The sequence below is a fragment of the Gimesia alba genome (assembly GCF_007744675.1).
GTDB classification, from domain to species: domain Bacteria; phylum Planctomycetota; class Planctomycetia; order Planctomycetales; family Planctomycetaceae; genus Gimesia; species Gimesia alba.
This window is the reverse complement of record NZ_CP036269.1, coordinates 7,235,721-7,253,044: the sequence shown is the minus strand read 5'-3', so window position 1 is coordinate 7,253,044 and position 17,324 is coordinate 7,235,721. Positions and strand designations below refer to the sequence as shown.

Below are 17,324 nucleotides of genomic sequence, written 5' to 3'. Positions count from 1 at the left end.
AGTAGAGGATCGGGACAGGCAGTGCTTATCGAGGGGCTGTCTCGCGCGCGCGACGCTAAGTCCGCAAGTATCGGGGGCGGCGAGTCGCAGTCAAGGGGAGTTTGTGCCCCTTTTCAGGGAAATCTGACGGGCATTGATGCGTGTTGTTCACGCGTTGTGGACTGAGAAATGGAGCCGTTTTTGCGCGTGTATCAGGAGAACGTGTGAGATTTTGCCGTTAAAATAGACAAACCGGATACCGGCAAGGTGATGCAGGTGCAGTAATTCGAAGTCACTCCGGACAAGAAAGTGGTCTGGCGTTACTCAGGAATGAAGTCCGGCTTCCATCACTTTCAAATCCTGACGACCGACGGCAAGCCGATCAAAGAGAACACTTGGAAATAACCGACGCGCGGTTTATTTCTTCATGTCAATGCAGACCAGTTGCTGATTACTGCGCACATAGAGTCTGCCATTGGCCAGTGCAGGGGCGGTATAGCACGTCCCTTTAAGGACCCGGGCTTGGGATGCGGGGTGAAAACCATCGGAAGAGACTGGTGCCAAAACCAGTTCTCCGGTTTCAGTAATGATGATCATCTGCCCGTCCGCGATAATCAATTTTCCTTTACCCGGTGAGCGAGAAGACCATTTCTCTTTTCCAGTGTGAAACGCGACACATTTAAAGATGCCGGGGCGATCATGGAACCCAAACAAGTGTCCTTCGAATAAAACAGCGGTCGCGTGATGTGTTGCCAGCTCTTTATTCTGATAGACCTGTGTTGCAGAGTTGCCAGTGAGTTTGACCAGTTGGCTACCAAACCCGTAAGCGGCGGCAGTAAAAACCTGATTGTCGGGGCCCACAACCGGGGATGCGCAATTCACAGCCTGTTGCGGGTGACGCCAGAATTCCTCGCCGGTTTGAGGATCAAGGCTGATGAGATTTTCTGCCGTCAAAACCAGCAGTTGGGAGCGTCTTTCCATGTATGCCACTCGAGGTGTGGTGTGATTCATCTTCTCCCGACACGCGCGCCAGATCAGTTCCCCATTTTGTTTATCAAATGCAAAAGCAGAATTACCCGCGAGAAGAATCAGCTTGTTCTCCAAAATCACTGGCGAACAGGAGAGCCCTTCTTCATGCACAAACTGCTGCATTGCAAACTGGTCGTAAATATTAAAAGACCAGATTTTATTCCCGGTGGCTACTTCAAGACAAAAAATCATACCGGAGGCACCGACAACGTAGACCCGATCGCCGTCAATCCAGGGAGTCGCCCGTGGTCCAAAGCTGCGCCCTTGCGCGAAATCGGCATCGGAATCTACGGTCCAGATTTTGCGACCCGAGTTTGCATCAAAGCAGACAATTATTTCCCGCCCACTTTCACCGAACAAGGTAATGAGACGTCCATCGGCGATACTCAGTCCTGAGAAACCTGTTCCCAGTTTTGCCTGCCAGAGAATGGTCGGCCCTGATTCAGGAAACACGTGTAACAGCCCGGTTTCACGGGAAATGCCGGTTCCGTCCGGACCACGCCAACACGGCCAATTATAGACGGCGTTAGTTGTGGAAATCTCCGTTGCAGGCGTGGCTGTTGTCTCTTCCTTCACGCCGCTGATTGCCCGATCCATTTCCAGTGGCTTTGGTTGAGGAGTATCATCGTTCAACGCGACAACCGAGGAATCAGAGCAGCCCGTCAAGACGGACAGAACTGAAACAGATACAAGCCAGGTGAAAATGCTGACGGATTTCATAGGAGACTCAACGAATGAGGAACGAATTGTGAGAAGCGTTTTTTATGGACGACTCTGCCGGCGCGGCCCAGCATCAGACGCCGGGCTATCGGAGTGGAGTTGAAGATCACCTGCACTCATATCATTTAACTTGGGATCTCGCCCATACGTGCCGCCGGTTTCCTGTGTTGGTAAGCGTACCAGCCGTTGTGTTTTCTCTGGCCGGTTCAGGCAGTACCACCAGTTGTCTGCGAACTGGAACGTATCCGGCGCTGTCCGGGGGCCGATGTTGATGACTTCACCAATTTCGTCTGAACGCAGTACAACGAGATTGTTTGTAAATCGTCCTTTGCGAGAAGGGACGAATGAGTCGTTCTTGTTTTCTTGAAGAATCCGTAAGACCCAGCGGGTTGGGCGATAAATGGTATTGTGATGCACGTGGGCGCCATCCACGCCGACAAAGGCCACGGCGGCCATGGAACCGATGAACGTGCAATCTGCTACAGTAATATCTTTGGCTTCAAATCCAGCGGGCCGAGGGCGAAAATATTCAAGTCCCGTGCTTCCACCAATATTAATGGCGCGGCCGCCGGCATTTTCAAAGCGGCAGTGGCTGACTCTAATATTTCGGCTTCCCCCTTTCATTTGCACGCCGTTACCATAGATTTTGTCACCATCGCGGAACGTGCATTCGGAAACCGTGCCACGTTGACAGCCGACCATGTCAATGCCCGACCCATTTTTGCCCCAACGTTTGACCGTGCAATTCTGAATGAGAAAATCATTCAATCCAGAGAGCTTGATGCCATCATGGTTGCGGTTAGAACCGATGTCTTGAATGGTCAAGCCGCGTAACACAACATGATGGGCGGGGGTTTCTTTCGAGCCGCCATCGTCAATATTCAGGCCATTCGAGCGAGCACCTTTGAGAATGAGGTGTTGTAGTTCTACATACGCTGGATTGATGAGATGCAGGCAGGTATTCCCACCTTCGATGATCGGCCGCTGATCGGGGTCAGCAGCAGAAATGCGAATCGGCAGCTTCGCTGTTCCCTGCAGGTTGTTTAGACTCAGGCCTCCCTGATACTTGCCTGGCGCGAGGAGAATTGTTGTTCCCGGTTTCGCGTTATTGAGGGCACGATGCAATTCCTCTGTGCTACTCACCCGAATTTCTTTTGAGCTGACTGTCGCGGTGTGAGAATCTTTGTCTGGCGGTGCAGCATGCGCAGCTCGAATTGTCGTCGTTACAAACAGGAGTGTTGCGGAGAGACAGAACACAGCCACACTTGAAAGACTCCCTAGATTCATATGGATTTCATTTGTTTGCTGATTGTCTAGCAAGCGAGTCACTCGCGTTTTCAGCCCGTCACTCTGCTCCAGCAGACCGATGGTTACCGGCAGCCTGCTGGGGAGTGCGATGCGGCTGGCCAGTGCTACTAACGCGCGTGCATATTCGAGACGGTTTTCTTGTTGCTGAATGACATGGTTATCACACAAGACTTCTCGTACTGAAGAGAGCTGTGAATTTAAACGGTACAGCAGTGGCTGCCACCAAAATAGAATCGTTACCACACGCTGCAACAAGCCAATCCACTGGTCACGTCGTGCAATATGTGCGAGTTCATGGATCAGCATGGCTCTGAGTTGCATGCTGTTGACGCACTCATCGATTCCAGCAGGCAGCACAACCATCGGTTTGCATAAACCCATTATCAGCGGCGTTGGCACATATGTGGATTCAAAACACTGTGGAGTATTCCGCAAATCAAATTGCCGAGCGAGTTCATTGACGTGTTGTTGTGTTTCTGCTGACACTGATCGTAAGCTAGGACGCAAGCGGAAAACGAGGAAATAACCTCGGACGAAACGGGACACTGCAAGTAGAGTTCCCACAAGCCAGATGGATAGAACAGCAAGAATGAAAAGAGACCACCATTGAGAAAAAGGAGAGTTGGACAAAAACGTGCCAGGTTTCTCCCCAACCCTTGTTGAAACATCGTTTGATTTCCAGGCGGAGTCAGTCTCTATATTCGGTGTTGTCTGAGCAGAGAACCGCAGTTCGGTTGTTTCTGTTTGAGAAGCGACATCAATCGCTGAAATGTCTGCTGGTTCTGCTGAGAAGTTGATTGGCATTGGCATGTCCTTGTTCAACCAACCGACGTTCCACCCCAGTCCGCTGTGCGTCACGACTCCAACGAAAAGTGGAGATAGCAGAATTACTACCAGCGAAGATAAAAGGATCCCGTGTTGAATTACGGAAGATCGAACTACACAAGAGACGATCAGACCGAGGGCGCATGTCAGCGTTGTTGTAATGGCAATGCTCAGCAGGCCGAACAAAAATGAGGGGGCGAGGAACCAGATATCAACGATCATTCCGGGGGGCCTTTCTCTCGTTTTGTTCCGGCGATTTTGCCTGGGATGTGTAGTCTTCAATCAGTCGTTCCAATTGCTGGATCTCATCAGGCTTGAGTCGCTTCGAACCCAATAGACTCATGACGAGTTCGCTGGCTGATCCTCCAAAGAAGTCGTCTACGAAATCACCCGTGAGTAGGGAAGCGGTCTTGTCGCGACTTAACGTTCCAACAAAGCGATTGACTCCTTGTCCCTCTCGCCGTTTTAACCAGCCGCGTTTTTCTAACCGGTCAACTAAATTCAGGATTGTGGTCCGAGACACCTCGCGCGATTCCGAGATTTCCCGCCAGATCTCAGCGACTGTCGCACCTTGTCGCGCATGATTCCAGACCACGTTCATGATTTCAAATTGCGCGGGAGTTAGAGTACCTTCGGGAGCCATGAGCGTCTTTCAATTACAGTGAATGAGGACAAGCAGTCTAGTCTGTTCGTTGTTGAGATTTATAAGACGACGCTCGTCGTCAGCCAGAGTATAAACTGACGACAGATGTTGTCAACAAAAATCTGGACGTCGATGAAAGCAGGCTAGAAGAATGAATCCGCGATATGCTCTTTTCAGCTTTGCGCATAAGAAAACCCCGGATCGGCAAAATTTGCGATTCCGGGGTTAAATAAGTGGCGGGGACAGGATTCGAACCTGCGACCTCGAGGTTATGAGCCTCGCGAGCTACCGGGCTGCTCCACCCCGCGTTATGGGTCCTGTGAGAGGACGATTTAAGAGCAGTTTAAGCTTGAAGTAACATCTTATACAGACGTCACTTATTTGTTTAAAGCCCTAAATACAGTAAGCAAATACTGTTACTGTATCTCGCGATTATAGACACGTCCCCCGCATTCGTCGAGTAACTTTCTCTAAATTCCCTGAATTCGGTCCCAATATCGCCAGATCAGGCGTTAATCTGGGGCTAATCATTCATATTCCCACTTCAGGAACCAAGGATCTTTGGTCTTTTGCTGCCAGGCTTTCAGTTTTTCCTGCATTTTCTTCAGAGTCTCCTGATGCTCCGGCTCAAATGCCAGGTTCTTCGCTTCATACGGATCGACTTTCAAATCATACAGTTCGTGTTTGGGCCGATGCAGATACGAGTAAACCGTTCGCTGGCCGAACATTTTATCACCCCGTTTCAAAACGCCCTGCCAGGTGGGAGACCGATATAAATCGGATGCGAAGGGGTAGGGGAGTTCATGGGCAATGTTGAAAATGTACTTATAGTTGCCGCTGAGAATGACCCGCATCGGATAATACATGGTGATTTCATGGAATGTATGGGATGCGTAACTTTCGTCAAATTCGGGGGCCTGTTCTTTTCCGAGGGCACTTAAGAAGGAACGGCCGTGGAATTTCCAGGGGACTGGTTTGCCTCGTCCTTCAACGCGTTTGCCATTGTTTTCGACTGTTCGCAGGGGAGGCACTGGTTTGGGGGTCACATCACAATAATCCAGGATCGTGGGTGTCAGGTCGGCCCAAGTGACCAGCGCGTCGGTCGTGATGCCCTGTTTTTTCTGGCTCGGATCACGGACGATTAAAGGCAGATTCATGCCTGGCTGATAGAGGTTGGTTTTTGCGCCCGGAAACGGGGGGCCATTATCGCTGAGGAACATGACCAGTGTGTCTTCCCAATGGCCGGTCTCTTTTAAAGTATTAATCAGAGAGACCACGCCCTGATCGAGTCGAGAGATGGCCTGATAGTATTCCGCCAGTTCTTCCTGAACTTCTCGGTGATTGGGAAGCCACGGCGGAACCTGGATCTGTTCCGGTTTGTATTTGATGGGAGTCACGCCGGGATAGTGATCGGGGTCGTCATTGAAATTGGAATAGCCGTCGGGGCCGCCCCCTCGATGGGGGTCGCTGCTGCAGTAATATAGGAAGAAAGGCCGATCGTCGTCTTCGGTAATCCATTCTTTGGCGTTGGCAGCCATGCGGATTGAATTTCGGTTTCCCTGAACTCCTTTATTGCGGTATTCCTGAAACTGATAGACGTATTCGGGAGCCAGATGATATTTTCCAATCGAACAGGTTCGATAGCCGGCTTCTTCCAGAATGATCGGCAGTGATTTCACCGTGGCGTAGGTACTGAAATGGTTGTAACCATGTGCGTGACCATAATGGCCGGTGGCATGGTTATACAGGCCTGTCATAATCACCGAGCGGCTGGCAGAGCAACTGGCGGTGGTGCAATGGGCGCGCGTGAAGCGGGTTCCTGATTCAGCCAGCATATCGATGCCGGGGGTTTTGATGACCTTGTTGCCGTAACAGCCAGCTTGAAAGCCCTGGTCGTCGACAACAATCACCAGAACATTTTTCTGCTTTGCAGCAGCAGACGCTGGTTCGACGGAAACAAACAGCAGCAGGCAGAGCATTCCGTAGAGACATCGATACATGGTGTTGCTTTCTCAATGGAAGTAAAAGGCGGGAATCGGATGAATGAATTACTGTATGTCTTAGAATTGATTCTAATCGCCGCGAGGACCAATCGCAAATCGGCAACTGGGAAAGCGGGGGAGTTTATGCGAAACGTGCGAATTCGGTCAGGACTGGCTTGCGACAGGGGGGATTCCTTTCGATAATTAAGTAATTCTTGATGAGTTCGCTCTTCCTGCCCGAGTCGAGAATCTGGTGGCCAGGGAGCTCCTAATACTGATATCAGAACGAAAGCAATGACTATGAGATCTATGAAACGCGTCGCAACAATGTGTGCTGTGCTGCTGGCTGTTTCCGCCTTGAATTTTGCAGCAGCGGGAGAAGGTAAGTTGAATCAGCCTCCGAAAGGGTATAAGGCTTTGTTCAACGGTAAGGATTTAAGTGGCTGGAAAGGTCTCGTGGGCAACCCCAAGACTCGCGCGAAAATGAGCCCTGAAGAACTGGCGAAAGCACAAAAAAAAGCAGACCAGGAGATGCGCGATCACTGGAACGTCGTTGATGGTGTTCTTGTATTTGATGGCAAAGGAAAAAGTTTGTGTACTGCGAAGGACTACAAAAACTTTGATATGCTGGTAGACTGGAAAATCAAGAAAGACGGAGATAGTGGAATCTATCTGCGTGGATCACCCCAGGTGCAGATCTGGGATCCCGCGGTGAAGGCAGCCAACGGAGTCGGTTCCGGCGGACTGTACAATAATAAGAAGAATCCTGATAAGCCTCTGTTGACAGCAGACAACCCTGTGGGGGAATGGAATACGTTCCGGATTAAAATGGTCGGGGAGAAGGTCAGTGTCTGGTTAAATGGAAAATTGGTCGTCGATAATACGACACTGGAAAACTACTGGGAACGCGATAAACCCATTTATGAAACTGGCCAGATTGAATTACAGAATCACGGGAATACACTCTATTTTCGCAACGTGTTTATTAAAGAGCTGGATTAACTTTGAATAATCTGACTTTGATTGATATGAAAGCGTAGAGAGCCACCTCTCTGCGCTTTCTGTTTTATAAGTGCTGAATTTTTAACGAAACTTCACTTTATGCTCTCCTCTGATGCACCACTGTCTGACCCGACTGCGCTGGCTCGCTTTGGCAAGCTGGAAGTGGTCACGCGGTTGATCGTCGAAGGCTTTATGATGGGGCAGCACAAAAGCCCTTATAAGGGGGCAAGTGTCGAATTCGTAGAGCATCGGCAGTATTATCCCGGCGATGAAATTAGACACATCGACTGGCGAGCCTATGGCAAGACCGGAAAGTATTACGTCAAAGAGTTTGAAGAAGAGACCAATTTACGCTGCTATTTGCTACTCGATTGTTCCGGCAGCATGGCGTACGCGGGTAAGACGCTCAGTAAGTTTGATTACGCTCGTCAGTTAGCGGCGGCGCTGGGATATTTATTGTTGAGCCAGCGTGACGCGGTCGGTCTGATTACGTTTGATAAGGCGCGGCGTGATTTTATTGAACCCTCGGCGAATCCGAAGAACTTTGGTCAGATGCTGGAAATTCTGGAGAATGCCAAGCCGCGGCATGAAACGGCCATCTCCACTGTCTTGAATGAAGTTCAGCCTTTGATCAAACGCCGCAGTCTGGTAGTGTTGATTTCTGATTGTTTTGATGAGCCGGAAGCATTAACGACTACGTTAAAACAGTTACGACATGACCGCCATGAAGTACTTCTGTTTCAAGTGGTGACGCCGGAAGAAGAAGAGTTCCCATTCAGCAAACCGACGCAGTTCCGCAGCCTGGAACGAAGCGGCCATCATCAACTGGTTGATCCCCACCAGCTCAGGGCACGCTATCTGGAGCAGTATCAGGAATTTTGTGATACGTTGTCCCGGCAGTGTGGCTCAGTTAAAGTGGATTATCTCAAGTACCGGACGACTGATCCGTACCACCTGGCGTTGGGGGCCTTTCTGAATCAGCGAACGCGACCCGGACGAAAGTGATTGATTGAAATCATGTCAGGCGAAAAAATTCCTATAAACCGCACGATGGTCGGTGTGATCTCACTTGCCTGCCTGCTCACAGCCGGTTACCTGCATCAGTTCGTGACCGTCGAGCAGTTCGCTCAGAAAGTGGCAGCCACCGGAGCGTTCATGCGCGTCGGGCTGCTGATGTTTGCGTTCTGGCTGGCACTGCCGGGTAAGAATCGGGAGGCAGCCTGGGCCAACGTCTCTCCCTGGTTTTTTGTGGGGTTGATTTTAGCGATATTTGGTGTCGCCTATCGTCCCAAAATTGCGGTGCCCCTGATTATCATCTTTGCCGTGATTGGCTTTGTCCTGCGGCCTCGCAAGAAGAAACGTTCTCCACGACGCTGAAGACAAACAAAGCAATCGAGCCCGCTCTGATTACATCGGGCTTTGAGCACGGCTCACTGGCTGCACTCGGATATTGGTGGGCAGTTTCCGTGGTGCTTCGTCGCTGGTTTGCGTAATCACATCAATCGGCTGCGGTGGTTGCAGACGATTTGGAGCCATTTTGTTCTGGCGTGCTTTCCCATCAATGTAAACACGGGCGGCGACTTTGAGCAGCTGAGGTCGACGAATGGGTAGCACCCCTTTCAGACGACCCGCGATACGTTCGACCCAGCCCGGCTGGCGTTCCATGGCTAACGACATCATGTGCATGAAGATCGAGACTTCTTTGAAATTGCGATCCAGAATTACATTGCTGACGGGGGCCAGAATCTTAGCCGCCATCTCGACTGTCTGAGAAGGAAATGAAACGTACATTGTGACCTGATGCGATACCGAGTCCATTTTTTTATCATCGCCGGAATAATATTCCGTCTGCAGATGCAGCAGTGCTTTGGCAGATATCGGTTTTGCAATCAGCGGGCTTTTATAAACGCCCGAGCAGAGTACGATTGTTTCTTTCGGTGTCTGATGAATGACTTCCAGCGTGCCCAGGGTTCCATCGCCGGCATCCACTTCATAAGAGTAGGGGCCAGTCTGCCACATCTGGAATTCCGAAAGTTTCATCTCTCTCCAGATGCTCACGACGACATCAGGGTGTGCGATGAAAAATGCATAGGCACTGTGGTTCACGTCAAATTGAATCTTCGGCAGTGCCCGAAACATGCTCAGATCTTTCAGTACATGTTCGGCATTCGTACGGTTCGCGGGAGTCATCTGGTCTAAAGGCAGTTGTGCCAGACCGGCTTTCCTTGACGCACGTGTGGAGGATCCTTTTGAGTGTATTGAAATCAGATCTTCTTCGTCAGGAACTCTGATTTGCTTGTCTGCGGGTTTTTGTTGTTGTTGGAATTCTGTCAGCTGCCGATCAGTGTCTTTAAGAAGATATTGATCGGCAGCCGACTTCGTCAGGGCCGGGCTCTGGCCATCGCGCTCATTGATTTGTGCTTGTTGTGCTGATGTTGTGAGAACAGGAATCGTAATGGTGCTTGTGACAGTAATTACCAGGATCGTCAGTCGCTGAGTCAATCGTGTCTTATCCATTTTAATCATGTGAAGACCTGTTTCTTTCCGCTGTCAACTTATGTTGTCTTGGTGATGTACCTGTTCTGACCGTATCTGGTTACTAGGACGAGGGCTCTGAGGCGGAAGGGGCAAGTGCCGGACCTTCCTCCAGAGTAGGCTCTGTTTTCGCTTCGTTCGGAAACGGATCAGGCGGCACAAAAGTCGAAGGTTCGGGAAGAGGGATCAGGTCATCATGAGCTTCACTGTTACTGTTCTGCTCATGCTGGCTGCTGTAGTCGGTAATCGGTGCAGCGCTGATATAGTGTGGACGGCAGTCACTACAACAGTTACACCACCAGCGGTTAAATCGAGATTGACACCAGTCTGGTTTGCCAATGCGCGTCAGGTCCCAGGTGGGACGATAGAAGCGGTCTGCATAGATTTGTGTGTCGCTGACATCATCGATCAGATTATAATAGAGATTGCTGGCCTTAAAGCACTGGCAGCCGGAGCTCACTATTAATGGCTGGATCATGACTATGCAGACAAATGCTGCGCGCATTCGCGGTTTCCTCCCCCATTTGAATGTGACAATCCTTTGTCACAGTAGTTCCAATGCTGACCTGCATCATGCTGGTCACCATCAGTTGTACAATCGCCTGTACCTAAGGATGATCGGCTATCGTTGACGGGAAACTTTATCGATTATTCTGAATGATCCGGTTATCAGGCTGTTCCGGAAACGGAAGTGTTTTTTGACTTGGAAAAGTGAAGAAAACCCTTAATTTACTAAGGAAATCTACTGTCAAGAAGGCCATTGATGACTGTCTAAAATTACTTGCGACACGAAGCAACATTGCGATTTTGTCCTAGTCAATGGATACTGGATCAGCGGATAAAAATATGAACTTTTACCTGAGGGTTTCAAAATGCGCAGTGATTTAAAATACAAGGGAGGGCTTTGCCTGTTGTTGAGTACGCTGCTCATGGCGAATGGGCTGGCAGAGGAAACAGAACGGGGAACGCCTTGGGAAATTCATATCATCGATCAATCTTCCCGAGGCGCTGATGGGGCCAAACTGGCTGATGTCGACGGAGATGGTTTGCAGGACATAGCCACCGGTTGGGAAGAAGGCGGTCGGACTCGCATTTATCACAATCCGGGGCCGGACCACGTCAAACAGCTTTGGCCAGCGATTACTGTTGGGGATACTCCTCAGGTGGAAGATGCTGCCTGGATTGATCTTGACCGTGATGGTCGACTGGAAGTGGTCAGTTGTTGCGAAGGAAAAAGCCAGACGGTGTTTGTGCATTGGCCACCTGCAACCAAGCCGTTTCAAAACGAATGGCGTCAGGAATTCCTGCCAAGCTCCCAGCGCAAAATGATGTGGATGTTTGCAACACCTGCCCAGTTGGATCAGCAACCAGGGATGGAGTTAGTCGCCGCCGGGAAAGGGAAAGGAGCACAAATCGGCTGGTTTCAGCCTGGAGAGAATCCGCGTGAACTTGCGAATTATCAATGGAAGTCTCTCTCTCCGGCTGGTTGGATCATGTCGCTGTTTGCGATTGATATGGACGGCGACGGAGATCAGGATCTGTTAACGACAGACCGCAAAGGAAAGCTACGTGGTTGTCGCTGGCTGGAAAATCCGGGAGATCTCGCTACTTCGACAACATCTCCCTGGAAAAATCATTGGGTGGGCGGCCGAGATCGGGAAGTGATGTTCGCGCACGTGGCGGATCTCGATCAGGATGGCTTACGTGACATTCTGGTGGTGACTCGTATCCCGGATGAATTGCTCTGGTTCCGTCGTCTGGATGCGAGTGGTCTGAAGTGGGAGAAGCAGGTGATCCCCTTTCCGAATAATACCGAGCACGGCAAAGGGGTAGCGGTCGGCGATATCGATTTAGATGGACAGCCCGACGTGGTCTTCAGTTGTGGAAATGCGAACCCACCCAAATCAGGAATGTTCTGGATGAGTTATTCTCAACAGGGATCAAAGGAGACCTGGCAGACGCATGAAATCAGCGGCCCACGCGGAATCAAGTTTGATCGGATTGAGCTGTTGGATCTTGATGCCGACGGTGATCTGGATGTGCTTTCGTGCGAAGAGCGAGATCAGAAAAAAGGATTGGGTGTGTTCTGGTACGAAAATCCGGTGAAATCGAATCGACGTTAAAAGGCAAAGACTTCGCGTTGCACCGTTTCGAATAGACGTCTGAGCCAGACGTAACCCAGTGCACGTTTCCCGCAGTCAATCTGGGGAAGTACCGAGGCACCGGGACGCAGTCCTTTGATCGATTCGTGATCCAGTTTCACCGTAATCTGTACCGTGGGAATGCCATCCTTGTCTGGTTCAGCGGTGGCGGCAATCGTTTCAATCGTGCCCTGATAGGTTTGATCCGGGTCAGTTAACAGGAGAAACGAAACGCTAAGCGGGCCTTTGTTCTGCCGTTGTGCTTCGAGCACATGACCAATTTCGGAATCGGGAACCTGCATTTTCAGGATCCAGGGGCCTTTCAGGTCGGCAACGGTTAATAATCGCTGCCCGCGCTGTACGGGCCGGGCCAGTAATTTCTCCTGTAAATCCCAGGTCAGGACTTCACCGGGAAGTGGGCTTTTGAGAGTCAACGCATCTTGTTGCTGTTTGAGTAAGGCCCGTTGATTGTGCAGACTTTTCAGGCGTTCATTCAGTTCTTCCTGTTCGGCGGTCAGACGGTTGGCCTGTTGTAAGGCGTTCGCATCAGTCGGATTCAGTTCCAGTCGCGCTGCCTGAATGACCGCCAGGCGTTTTTGCGCCGTCTGAATTTCCCCGCGAACACGACTGAATTCCAGTTCCAGATCGGAATCGCGCAAGACAACCAAAGTTGTGCCAGTTTGAACCTGCTCCCCCTGGTGGACGAGAATCTGGTCGACAATGCCATCCGCTGTCGCAAAGATGTTTTGCTGCTCGACTGGTTGCAGTGCACCGGTGCCTTCGATGGTAAAGTCAGCGGGGGTAAAAACCAAAATTACACAGATCAGTGCCAGTGCCAGGCCGGTGGCAATCAGGTTGCGCCACGTCATCTTTTTTTTACGGAGTGGCGAATGTGACCAGTGTTTCAGAATCGGGAAGAAAGGATAGCTTTCGAACTGCAGCGCATTATGCAGGGCGGTTCCCCCGTGTCGCGAAACCGCTATCGCCCGATCCAGCACGGTGTTGCCCGGTGTGACTTCATGAAACTGTTCGATTACGATCGCACCAATTGTGAGTTGCTGCGCGTCTGATCGATTTTGTTGTCGGGATTCGGGAGTGCTGTCTGCTGTTTCAGCGGTAATGTGCTGCAGGGGGAAGATCATCAATGAGCGTGAAGAGGCCAGGTCGAGATAGGCGTGTAATGGCTCGGTAATCTGTGGTGGATATTTTTCCTCTGCTTCCATGATCCAGTAAGGACGATTCAGCGATTGGATGCAGCCGACCAGCGTTTCCAGTCGTTGTACCGATTCAGACCGACGTTCTATGGCGTCAACACCGCTGGCGGCGATCAGGCGGTATGTGGACCCAGTCCGCTGCAGGACTGAAAGCCGATCGCAGTTGATTAAAATTCTGCCTTCATTGGCGATGATATACGCGGTTTGCTCTGAGTCTAAATGTAAATGGACGTGCTCCGAAAAACGTTCGAACTCTTCCCACAGCGATTCGAGTTCCTGCAGTTTCTGTAATTGTTTGTGCTGACAGTAGTCTTGAGAGATTTCACATAAGGCGCTAATGAAACGGAGATAGCCATCCTGGGCAGCAAAGGATTGAGGTGGTTGGTGTACGATTTCCAGAAGGCCCGTGCGTGGGTCTGGATGATGTTCAATAATAGCGACCGGGCACAGGATGAGATTTTCATCCAGCGGATTTTTACCCTGAAGTTGATCGGACAGTCCGGCATGCGCTGTGATCGTTGCCGGACGGTTTTCCTGTAATGCTTCGTTAAGCAGCCGACGATGCTGTTCGATTTCCTTTGAATTGAGTGGCGACTTGGGATTCGTTTCCGGGTTCACACCGGCAGAGTGCAGAATTTCCCAATTTCCGCGCGCATCGGGAATCCACAACGTCCCCCCCAGAGCAGACATACCTCGCACAGCGCGCGAGAGTAACTCCGAGTAAAACGTTTGGCTTGCTATCTCGGTGCGGGAGAGTTGAGCCAGCCCCAGGACCAGCTCTTCAATTTCCTGCCAGAGATTCTCTATGGAGGAGGATTCATCGGTCGTCATGTGATTCAAATGAATGAGGGTTTCAGAAAGACGATTCCTGGATTAACTGGAGCAATATTTCGGTTGAAATCTAATTCTATTGCATCCTATCACAGTAGTGGGAAATGTACGCGGATGGAGTCCCGAAAACAGTCAGGCTTACGAAAGTAATTAGTGTACAACTTTAACTTATTGCGCAGTTTCTCTGATCGAATCTCCGTTCCAAAATACGAATTCGCAAATCAGATCGGTTGAACAGGGTGAGTAAGGTGTTTGGGGTACCCTGGGTGTGCGTACCGGTTGTCCGATTATGCTGAATATTACGATTGTATGGAAAATTCACTTTGGAGGAAGGTGTTCGAATGCCGATGAGTTCAGAGAGTATCTCTCTTTTAGTGTCAATGGTCCAATCTGACCAAGGTTAACTGATGAATTCTTTCATAGCCCGAGTGAAGCTTCTGTTAGCAGCAGTCGTCATGCTGGGCCCAGGGTGCAGCCATTTCCTGGATCAGAATTCGCTGCAAGATGAATTCGTGGAAAACGAAGAAATCTATCAGCGCGCTCTGACGGAGATTGAATATCCGAATGTGGAAGAAGTCGATGAAGGTGATACGATTGGCACACAGGCTCCTGCCATGCTTTCCAGTTCAGCAACGCCCGACTATTGGGACCTGACGCTCGAACAGGCCATGCATCTGGCATTGCAGCATTCAAAAGTTCTGGGTGATGTAGGCGGAGTTTCCTTAAACACGCCAGCTGCCCTGCATACAAAATATGATCCTGCAATTACAGAAGCGGATCCGCGCTATGGTGTCGAAGGTGCTTTAAGTGCCTACGATACGACGCTGTCTGCCAGTACGTTTTTTGAGAAAAATGACAAAGCGTTAAACAACGTCTTCTTCGGCGGGGGAACACGTTTGTTACGACAGGATGCGATGGTGATTCAGGCGCAATTAACGAAACGCGCCATGACCGGGACCGAATTTACGCTACGTGATTACATTGACTACGACGCGAACAATTCTCCTGGTAACCAGTTTCCGCATGCGTATCAGAACAACATCGAAATGGAATTTCGTCATCCCCTGTTACGTGGTGGTGGCATTGATTTTAATCAACTGGCAGGCCCGAGTAACACACCCGGTGTGGTTAACGGGGTGATCATTGCCCGCATTAATACTGATATCAGTCTGGGAGAGTTTGAAATCTCTGTCCGTGATCTGGTGAGTGATGTTGAGAATGCCTACTGGGATCTATACTACGGTTATCGTGATCTGGATGCCAAGATCATGGCCCGCGATTCTGCCTTAGAAACCTGGCGGAGAATTCGTGCGTTATATGAAAACGGGCGGCGTGGCGGAGAAGCTGAGAAAGAAGCACAGGCTCGCGAACAATACTTCCGTTATCAGGCTGAAGTAGAAAACGCCTTGAGTGGCCGGTTGTTAAATGGAACACACACCAACAATGGTAGTCAGGGCGGCACATTCCAAAGTAATCACGGCGTGTATGTCGCTGAACGTCGCTTGCGAATGCTGTTGGGAATTCCCATCAATGATGGTCGATTAATTCGTCCCGCCGACGAACCTTCACTGGCACGGGTTGAATTTGACTGGGAAGAAACCTTGGTCGAAGCGCTGGATCGTCGACCGGAAATTCGCCGTCAACGCTGGCAAATCAAAAAAAGAGAACTGGAACTGCAAGCGAATAAGAACTTCCTGTTGCCCGAACTGGATTTGATTGGCCGATATCGTTGGCGTGGCTTCGGTCGCAATTATCTGGCCGAAGGAAATGACACCGGACGGTTTGATGGTGCCCTGAATAACCTGTTTGATGGCGATTTTCAGGAATGGCAATTGGGGTTAGAACTATCGGTACCTTTGGGAAAACGCCAGGCACACGCAGCCATGCGTCATGCCGAATTACAATTGGCCCGCGATCGCGCCATTCTGCATGAACAGGAACGAACTATCGTACAAAGCTTAAGTAATGCCATCGCCGATGTGGATCGTGCGTATTCCGTTTTGCAAACAACTTTTAATCGTCGTCATGCTGCCAGACAGGAAGTGGCAGCAGTACAGGCGGCTTACGAATCGGATAACGCGACACTGGATCTGCTGCTAGAATCACAACGCCGTCAGGCTGAAGCGGATGGAAGCTATTATCGGTCGTTGGTCGAATACTCGCTGGCCGTCAAGAATGTCCAGTTTGAAAAAGGCTCTTTGCTCGCATACAACAGCATTTATCTGGAAGAGGGGCGTTGGCCTGAGAAAGCGTATGCTGATGCTGCCGAGCGGGAGCGTTTACGAGGACGTGTCCGAACAATGGCTCAGGCGCCGTCCTATACCGGCAACCTGGATCAGGGTGTCTTTCCACAACTGCTTGTTCCAGGCGATATTCCTGCGGAACAGCCGCAACCAACACCCGAACCAATGCCAGAAAATTTTGTCCCTCCGGTGCCTGGCGTGAACAGTGAAGCCGCCGTGCAATCATTTGATGAGAAAATTCAATCGATCGATTTCAATGTGCCACCGGAACCGCAGAATCCGATTCAGAATCTGGAAGGAACACAGAACAGCAACGAGCCCGCGCAGCGATTTGAATCTGAGCTCCCTTTGGCTCCGGGACCGAAACCGAATTTCCAGCCCGACTTGCAGGATGCCTTTTTGGGTGCGGATGTGTCGACTCCGGTCGCCTCTCCTCCTGCAATCCAGCAGGCAGAACAAAATTTTCAGCCTGATATGAGAGCTGATGAACCTCCGAGTTTGAGGACAGCACGCCAGAACCAAGTACTGGAGTTTCCCGTCAGAAGCGGTTCAGGTGCGCAGGACCCATTCGAAGGAGTTAGGAGTACGGGGCCTCGCTGGGAGCCAGTACCCATTCCTGCAACAAAACGGCGGAATTTGAGGGACTTTTCTGATCAGGTACGGCGTTTTCCTTTAAAAGAGACTGACTAGGCCCCCCTTTAGAGGGCTCCTGCTCCCACTGAATCTGGGCGATAACGGCATGGGAGCGGCTGGAAATCCTCGTCAATCCTCAGATTTTCGCTAAAATTACTGTGTCGGTGTTACTTGCCCCGCTTTCAGGATTGATATAACTTAAGAAGTATCAGTATAGTTTAGCCAATTGAATCTTCCGG

At 50.5% G+C, this 17,324-nt stretch carries 12 protein-coding genes and 1 tRNA gene; 5 read left to right on the top strand and 8 right to left on the bottom strand.

All coding sequences use genetic code 11. The features are described from left to right. Positions 1–396: 396 nt before the first annotated feature. The 5 genes from Pan241w_RS27155 to Pan241w_RS27135 all read right to left on the bottom strand — a co-directional run bounded on the left by Pan241w_RS27155 (position 397) and on the right by Pan241w_RS27135 (position 6,504). Positions 397–1,728: an outer membrane protein assembly factor BamB family protein gene (locus Pan241w_RS27155; RefSeq protein WP_145222311.1), complete on the bottom strand. Its 1,332-nt coding sequence runs from the start codon at positions 1,726–1,728 to the stop codon at positions 397–399. Positions 1,729–1,770: 42 nt separating this feature from the next. Then, on the bottom strand, positions 1,771–3,840 hold the full coding sequence (locus tag Pan241w_RS27150) for a M56 family metallopeptidase (RefSeq protein WP_198000182.1): 2,070 nt from the start codon (positions 3,838–3,840) through the stop codon (positions 1,771–1,773). A 232-nt stretch (positions 3,841–4,072) separates the two neighbouring features. After that, entirely contained in the window at positions 4,073–4,504 is a 432-nt protein-coding gene (locus Pan241w_RS27145; RefSeq protein ID WP_145222305.1) for a BlaI/MecI/CopY family transcriptional regulator, read from the bottom strand. A gap of 234 nt (positions 4,505–4,738) precedes the next feature. Beyond that, positions 4,739–4,812: transfer RNA gene (locus tag Pan241w_RS27140), tRNA-Met, on the bottom strand. 219 nt (positions 4,813–5,031) lie between these two features. After that, on the bottom strand, positions 5,032–6,504 hold the full coding sequence (locus Pan241w_RS27135; RefSeq protein ID WP_145222302.1) for a sulfatase family protein: 1,473 nt from the start codon (positions 6,502–6,504) through the stop codon (positions 5,032–5,034). 276 nt (positions 6,505–6,780) lie between these two features. Here Pan241w_RS27135 and Pan241w_RS27130 point away from each other — a divergent pair, with 276 nt between their 5' ends. From Pan241w_RS27130 to Pan241w_RS27120, 3 genes are all read left to right on the top strand, one after another. Further along, positions 6,781–7,488 carry a 3-keto-disaccharide hydrolase gene (locus Pan241w_RS27130; protein WP_145222299.1) on the top strand — a complete coding sequence of 236 codons (708 nt, stop codon included), beginning with the start codon at positions 6,781–6,783 and terminating at the stop codon, positions 7,486–7,488. Between the two features lie 99 nt (positions 7,489–7,587). Next, positions 7,588–8,493 (top strand): DUF58 domain-containing protein, encoded by a 906-nt coding sequence (locus tag Pan241w_RS27125; protein ID WP_232107289.1) that lies wholly within the window; start codon positions 7,588–7,590, stop codon positions 8,491–8,493. Positions 8,494–8,505: 12 nt separating this feature from the next. Then, complete coding sequence (locus Pan241w_RS27120; RefSeq protein WP_145222294.1) at positions 8,506–8,865, top strand: hypothetical protein; 360 nt, start codon at positions 8,506–8,508, stop codon at positions 8,863–8,865. Positions 8,866–8,895: 30 nt separating this feature from the next. Here the strand turns inward: Pan241w_RS27120 and Pan241w_RS27115 are convergent, their stop codons facing one another. After that, on the bottom strand, positions 8,896–10,014 hold the full coding sequence (locus Pan241w_RS27115) for a hypothetical protein (protein ID WP_145222291.1): 1,119 nt from the start codon (positions 10,012–10,014) through the stop codon (positions 8,896–8,898). A 73-nt stretch (positions 10,015–10,087) separates the two neighbouring features. After that, on the bottom strand, positions 10,088–10,528 hold the full coding sequence (locus Pan241w_RS27110) for a hypothetical protein (RefSeq protein ID WP_145222289.1): 441 nt from the start codon (positions 10,526–10,528) through the stop codon (positions 10,088–10,090). A 367-nt stretch (positions 10,529–10,895) separates the two neighbouring features. On the opposite strand from Pan241w_RS27110, the gene Pan241w_RS27105 reads away from it, so the two are divergent. Next, a complete protein-coding gene (locus tag Pan241w_RS27105; RefSeq protein ID WP_145222286.1) occupies positions 10,896–12,146 on the top strand; it encodes an FG-GAP repeat domain-containing protein in 1,251 nt (416 codons plus the stop codon). Here Pan241w_RS27105 and Pan241w_RS27100 read toward each other — a convergent pair. After that, on the bottom strand, positions 12,143–14,209 hold the full coding sequence (locus Pan241w_RS27100) for an efflux RND transporter periplasmic adaptor subunit (RefSeq protein WP_145222284.1): 2,067 nt from the start codon (positions 14,207–14,209) through the stop codon (positions 12,143–12,145). The genes Pan241w_RS27105 and Pan241w_RS27100 overlap by 4 nt on opposite strands. A 407-nt stretch (positions 14,210–14,616) precedes the next feature. Between Pan241w_RS27100 and Pan241w_RS27095 the strand changes: the two genes are divergently transcribed. Beyond that, the gene (locus tag Pan241w_RS27095) at positions 14,617–17,142 is read left to right on the top strand and encodes a TolC family protein (protein WP_232107288.1); all 2,526 of its coding nucleotides are present in this window, start codon (positions 14,617–14,619) and stop codon (positions 17,140–17,142) included. Positions 17,143–17,324: the final 182 nt, after the last annotated feature.

Bases quoted from the DNA above. Each gene is read 5' to 3' on its own strand.
- Pan241w_RS27155 (WP_145222311.1), bottom strand. From the start codon at position 1,728: ATGAAATCCGTCAGCATTTTCACCTGGCTTGTATCTGTTTCAGTTCTG.
- Pan241w_RS27150 (WP_198000182.1), bottom strand. From the start codon at position 3,840: ATGCCAATCAACTTCTCAGCAGAACCAGCAGACATTTCAGCGATTGAT.
- Pan241w_RS27145 (WP_145222305.1), bottom strand. From the start codon at position 4,504: ATGGCTCCCGAAGGTACTCTAACTCCCGCGCAATTTGAAATCATGAAC.
- Pan241w_RS27135 (WP_145222302.1), bottom strand. From the start codon at position 6,504: ATGTATCGATGTCTCTACGGAATGCTCTGCCTGCTGCTGTTTGTTTCC.
- Pan241w_RS27130 (WP_145222299.1), top strand. From the start codon at position 6,781: ATGACTATGAGATCTATGAAACGCGTCGCAACAATGTGTGCTGTGCTG.
- Pan241w_RS27125 (WP_232107289.1), top strand. From the start codon at position 7,588: ATGCTCTCCTCTGATGCACCACTGTCTGACCCGACTGCGCTGGCTCGC.
- Pan241w_RS27120 (WP_145222294.1), top strand. From the start codon at position 8,506: ATGTCAGGCGAAAAAATTCCTATAAACCGCACGATGGTCGGTGTGATC.
- Pan241w_RS27115 (WP_145222291.1), bottom strand. From the start codon at position 10,014: ATGATTAAAATGGATAAGACACGATTGACTCAGCGACTGACGATCCTG.
- Pan241w_RS27110 (WP_145222289.1), bottom strand. From the start codon at position 10,528: ATGCGCGCAGCATTTGTCTGCATAGTCATGATCCAGCCATTAATAGTG.
- Pan241w_RS27105 (WP_145222286.1), top strand. From the start codon at position 10,896: ATGCGCAGTGATTTAAAATACAAGGGAGGGCTTTGCCTGTTGTTGAGT.
- Pan241w_RS27100 (WP_145222284.1), bottom strand. From the start codon at position 14,209: ATGACGACCGATGAATCCTCCTCCATAGAGAATCTCTGGCAGGAAATT.
- Pan241w_RS27095 (WP_232107288.1), top strand. From the start codon at position 14,617: ATGAATTCTTTCATAGCCCGAGTGAAGCTTCTGTTAGCAGCAGTCGTC.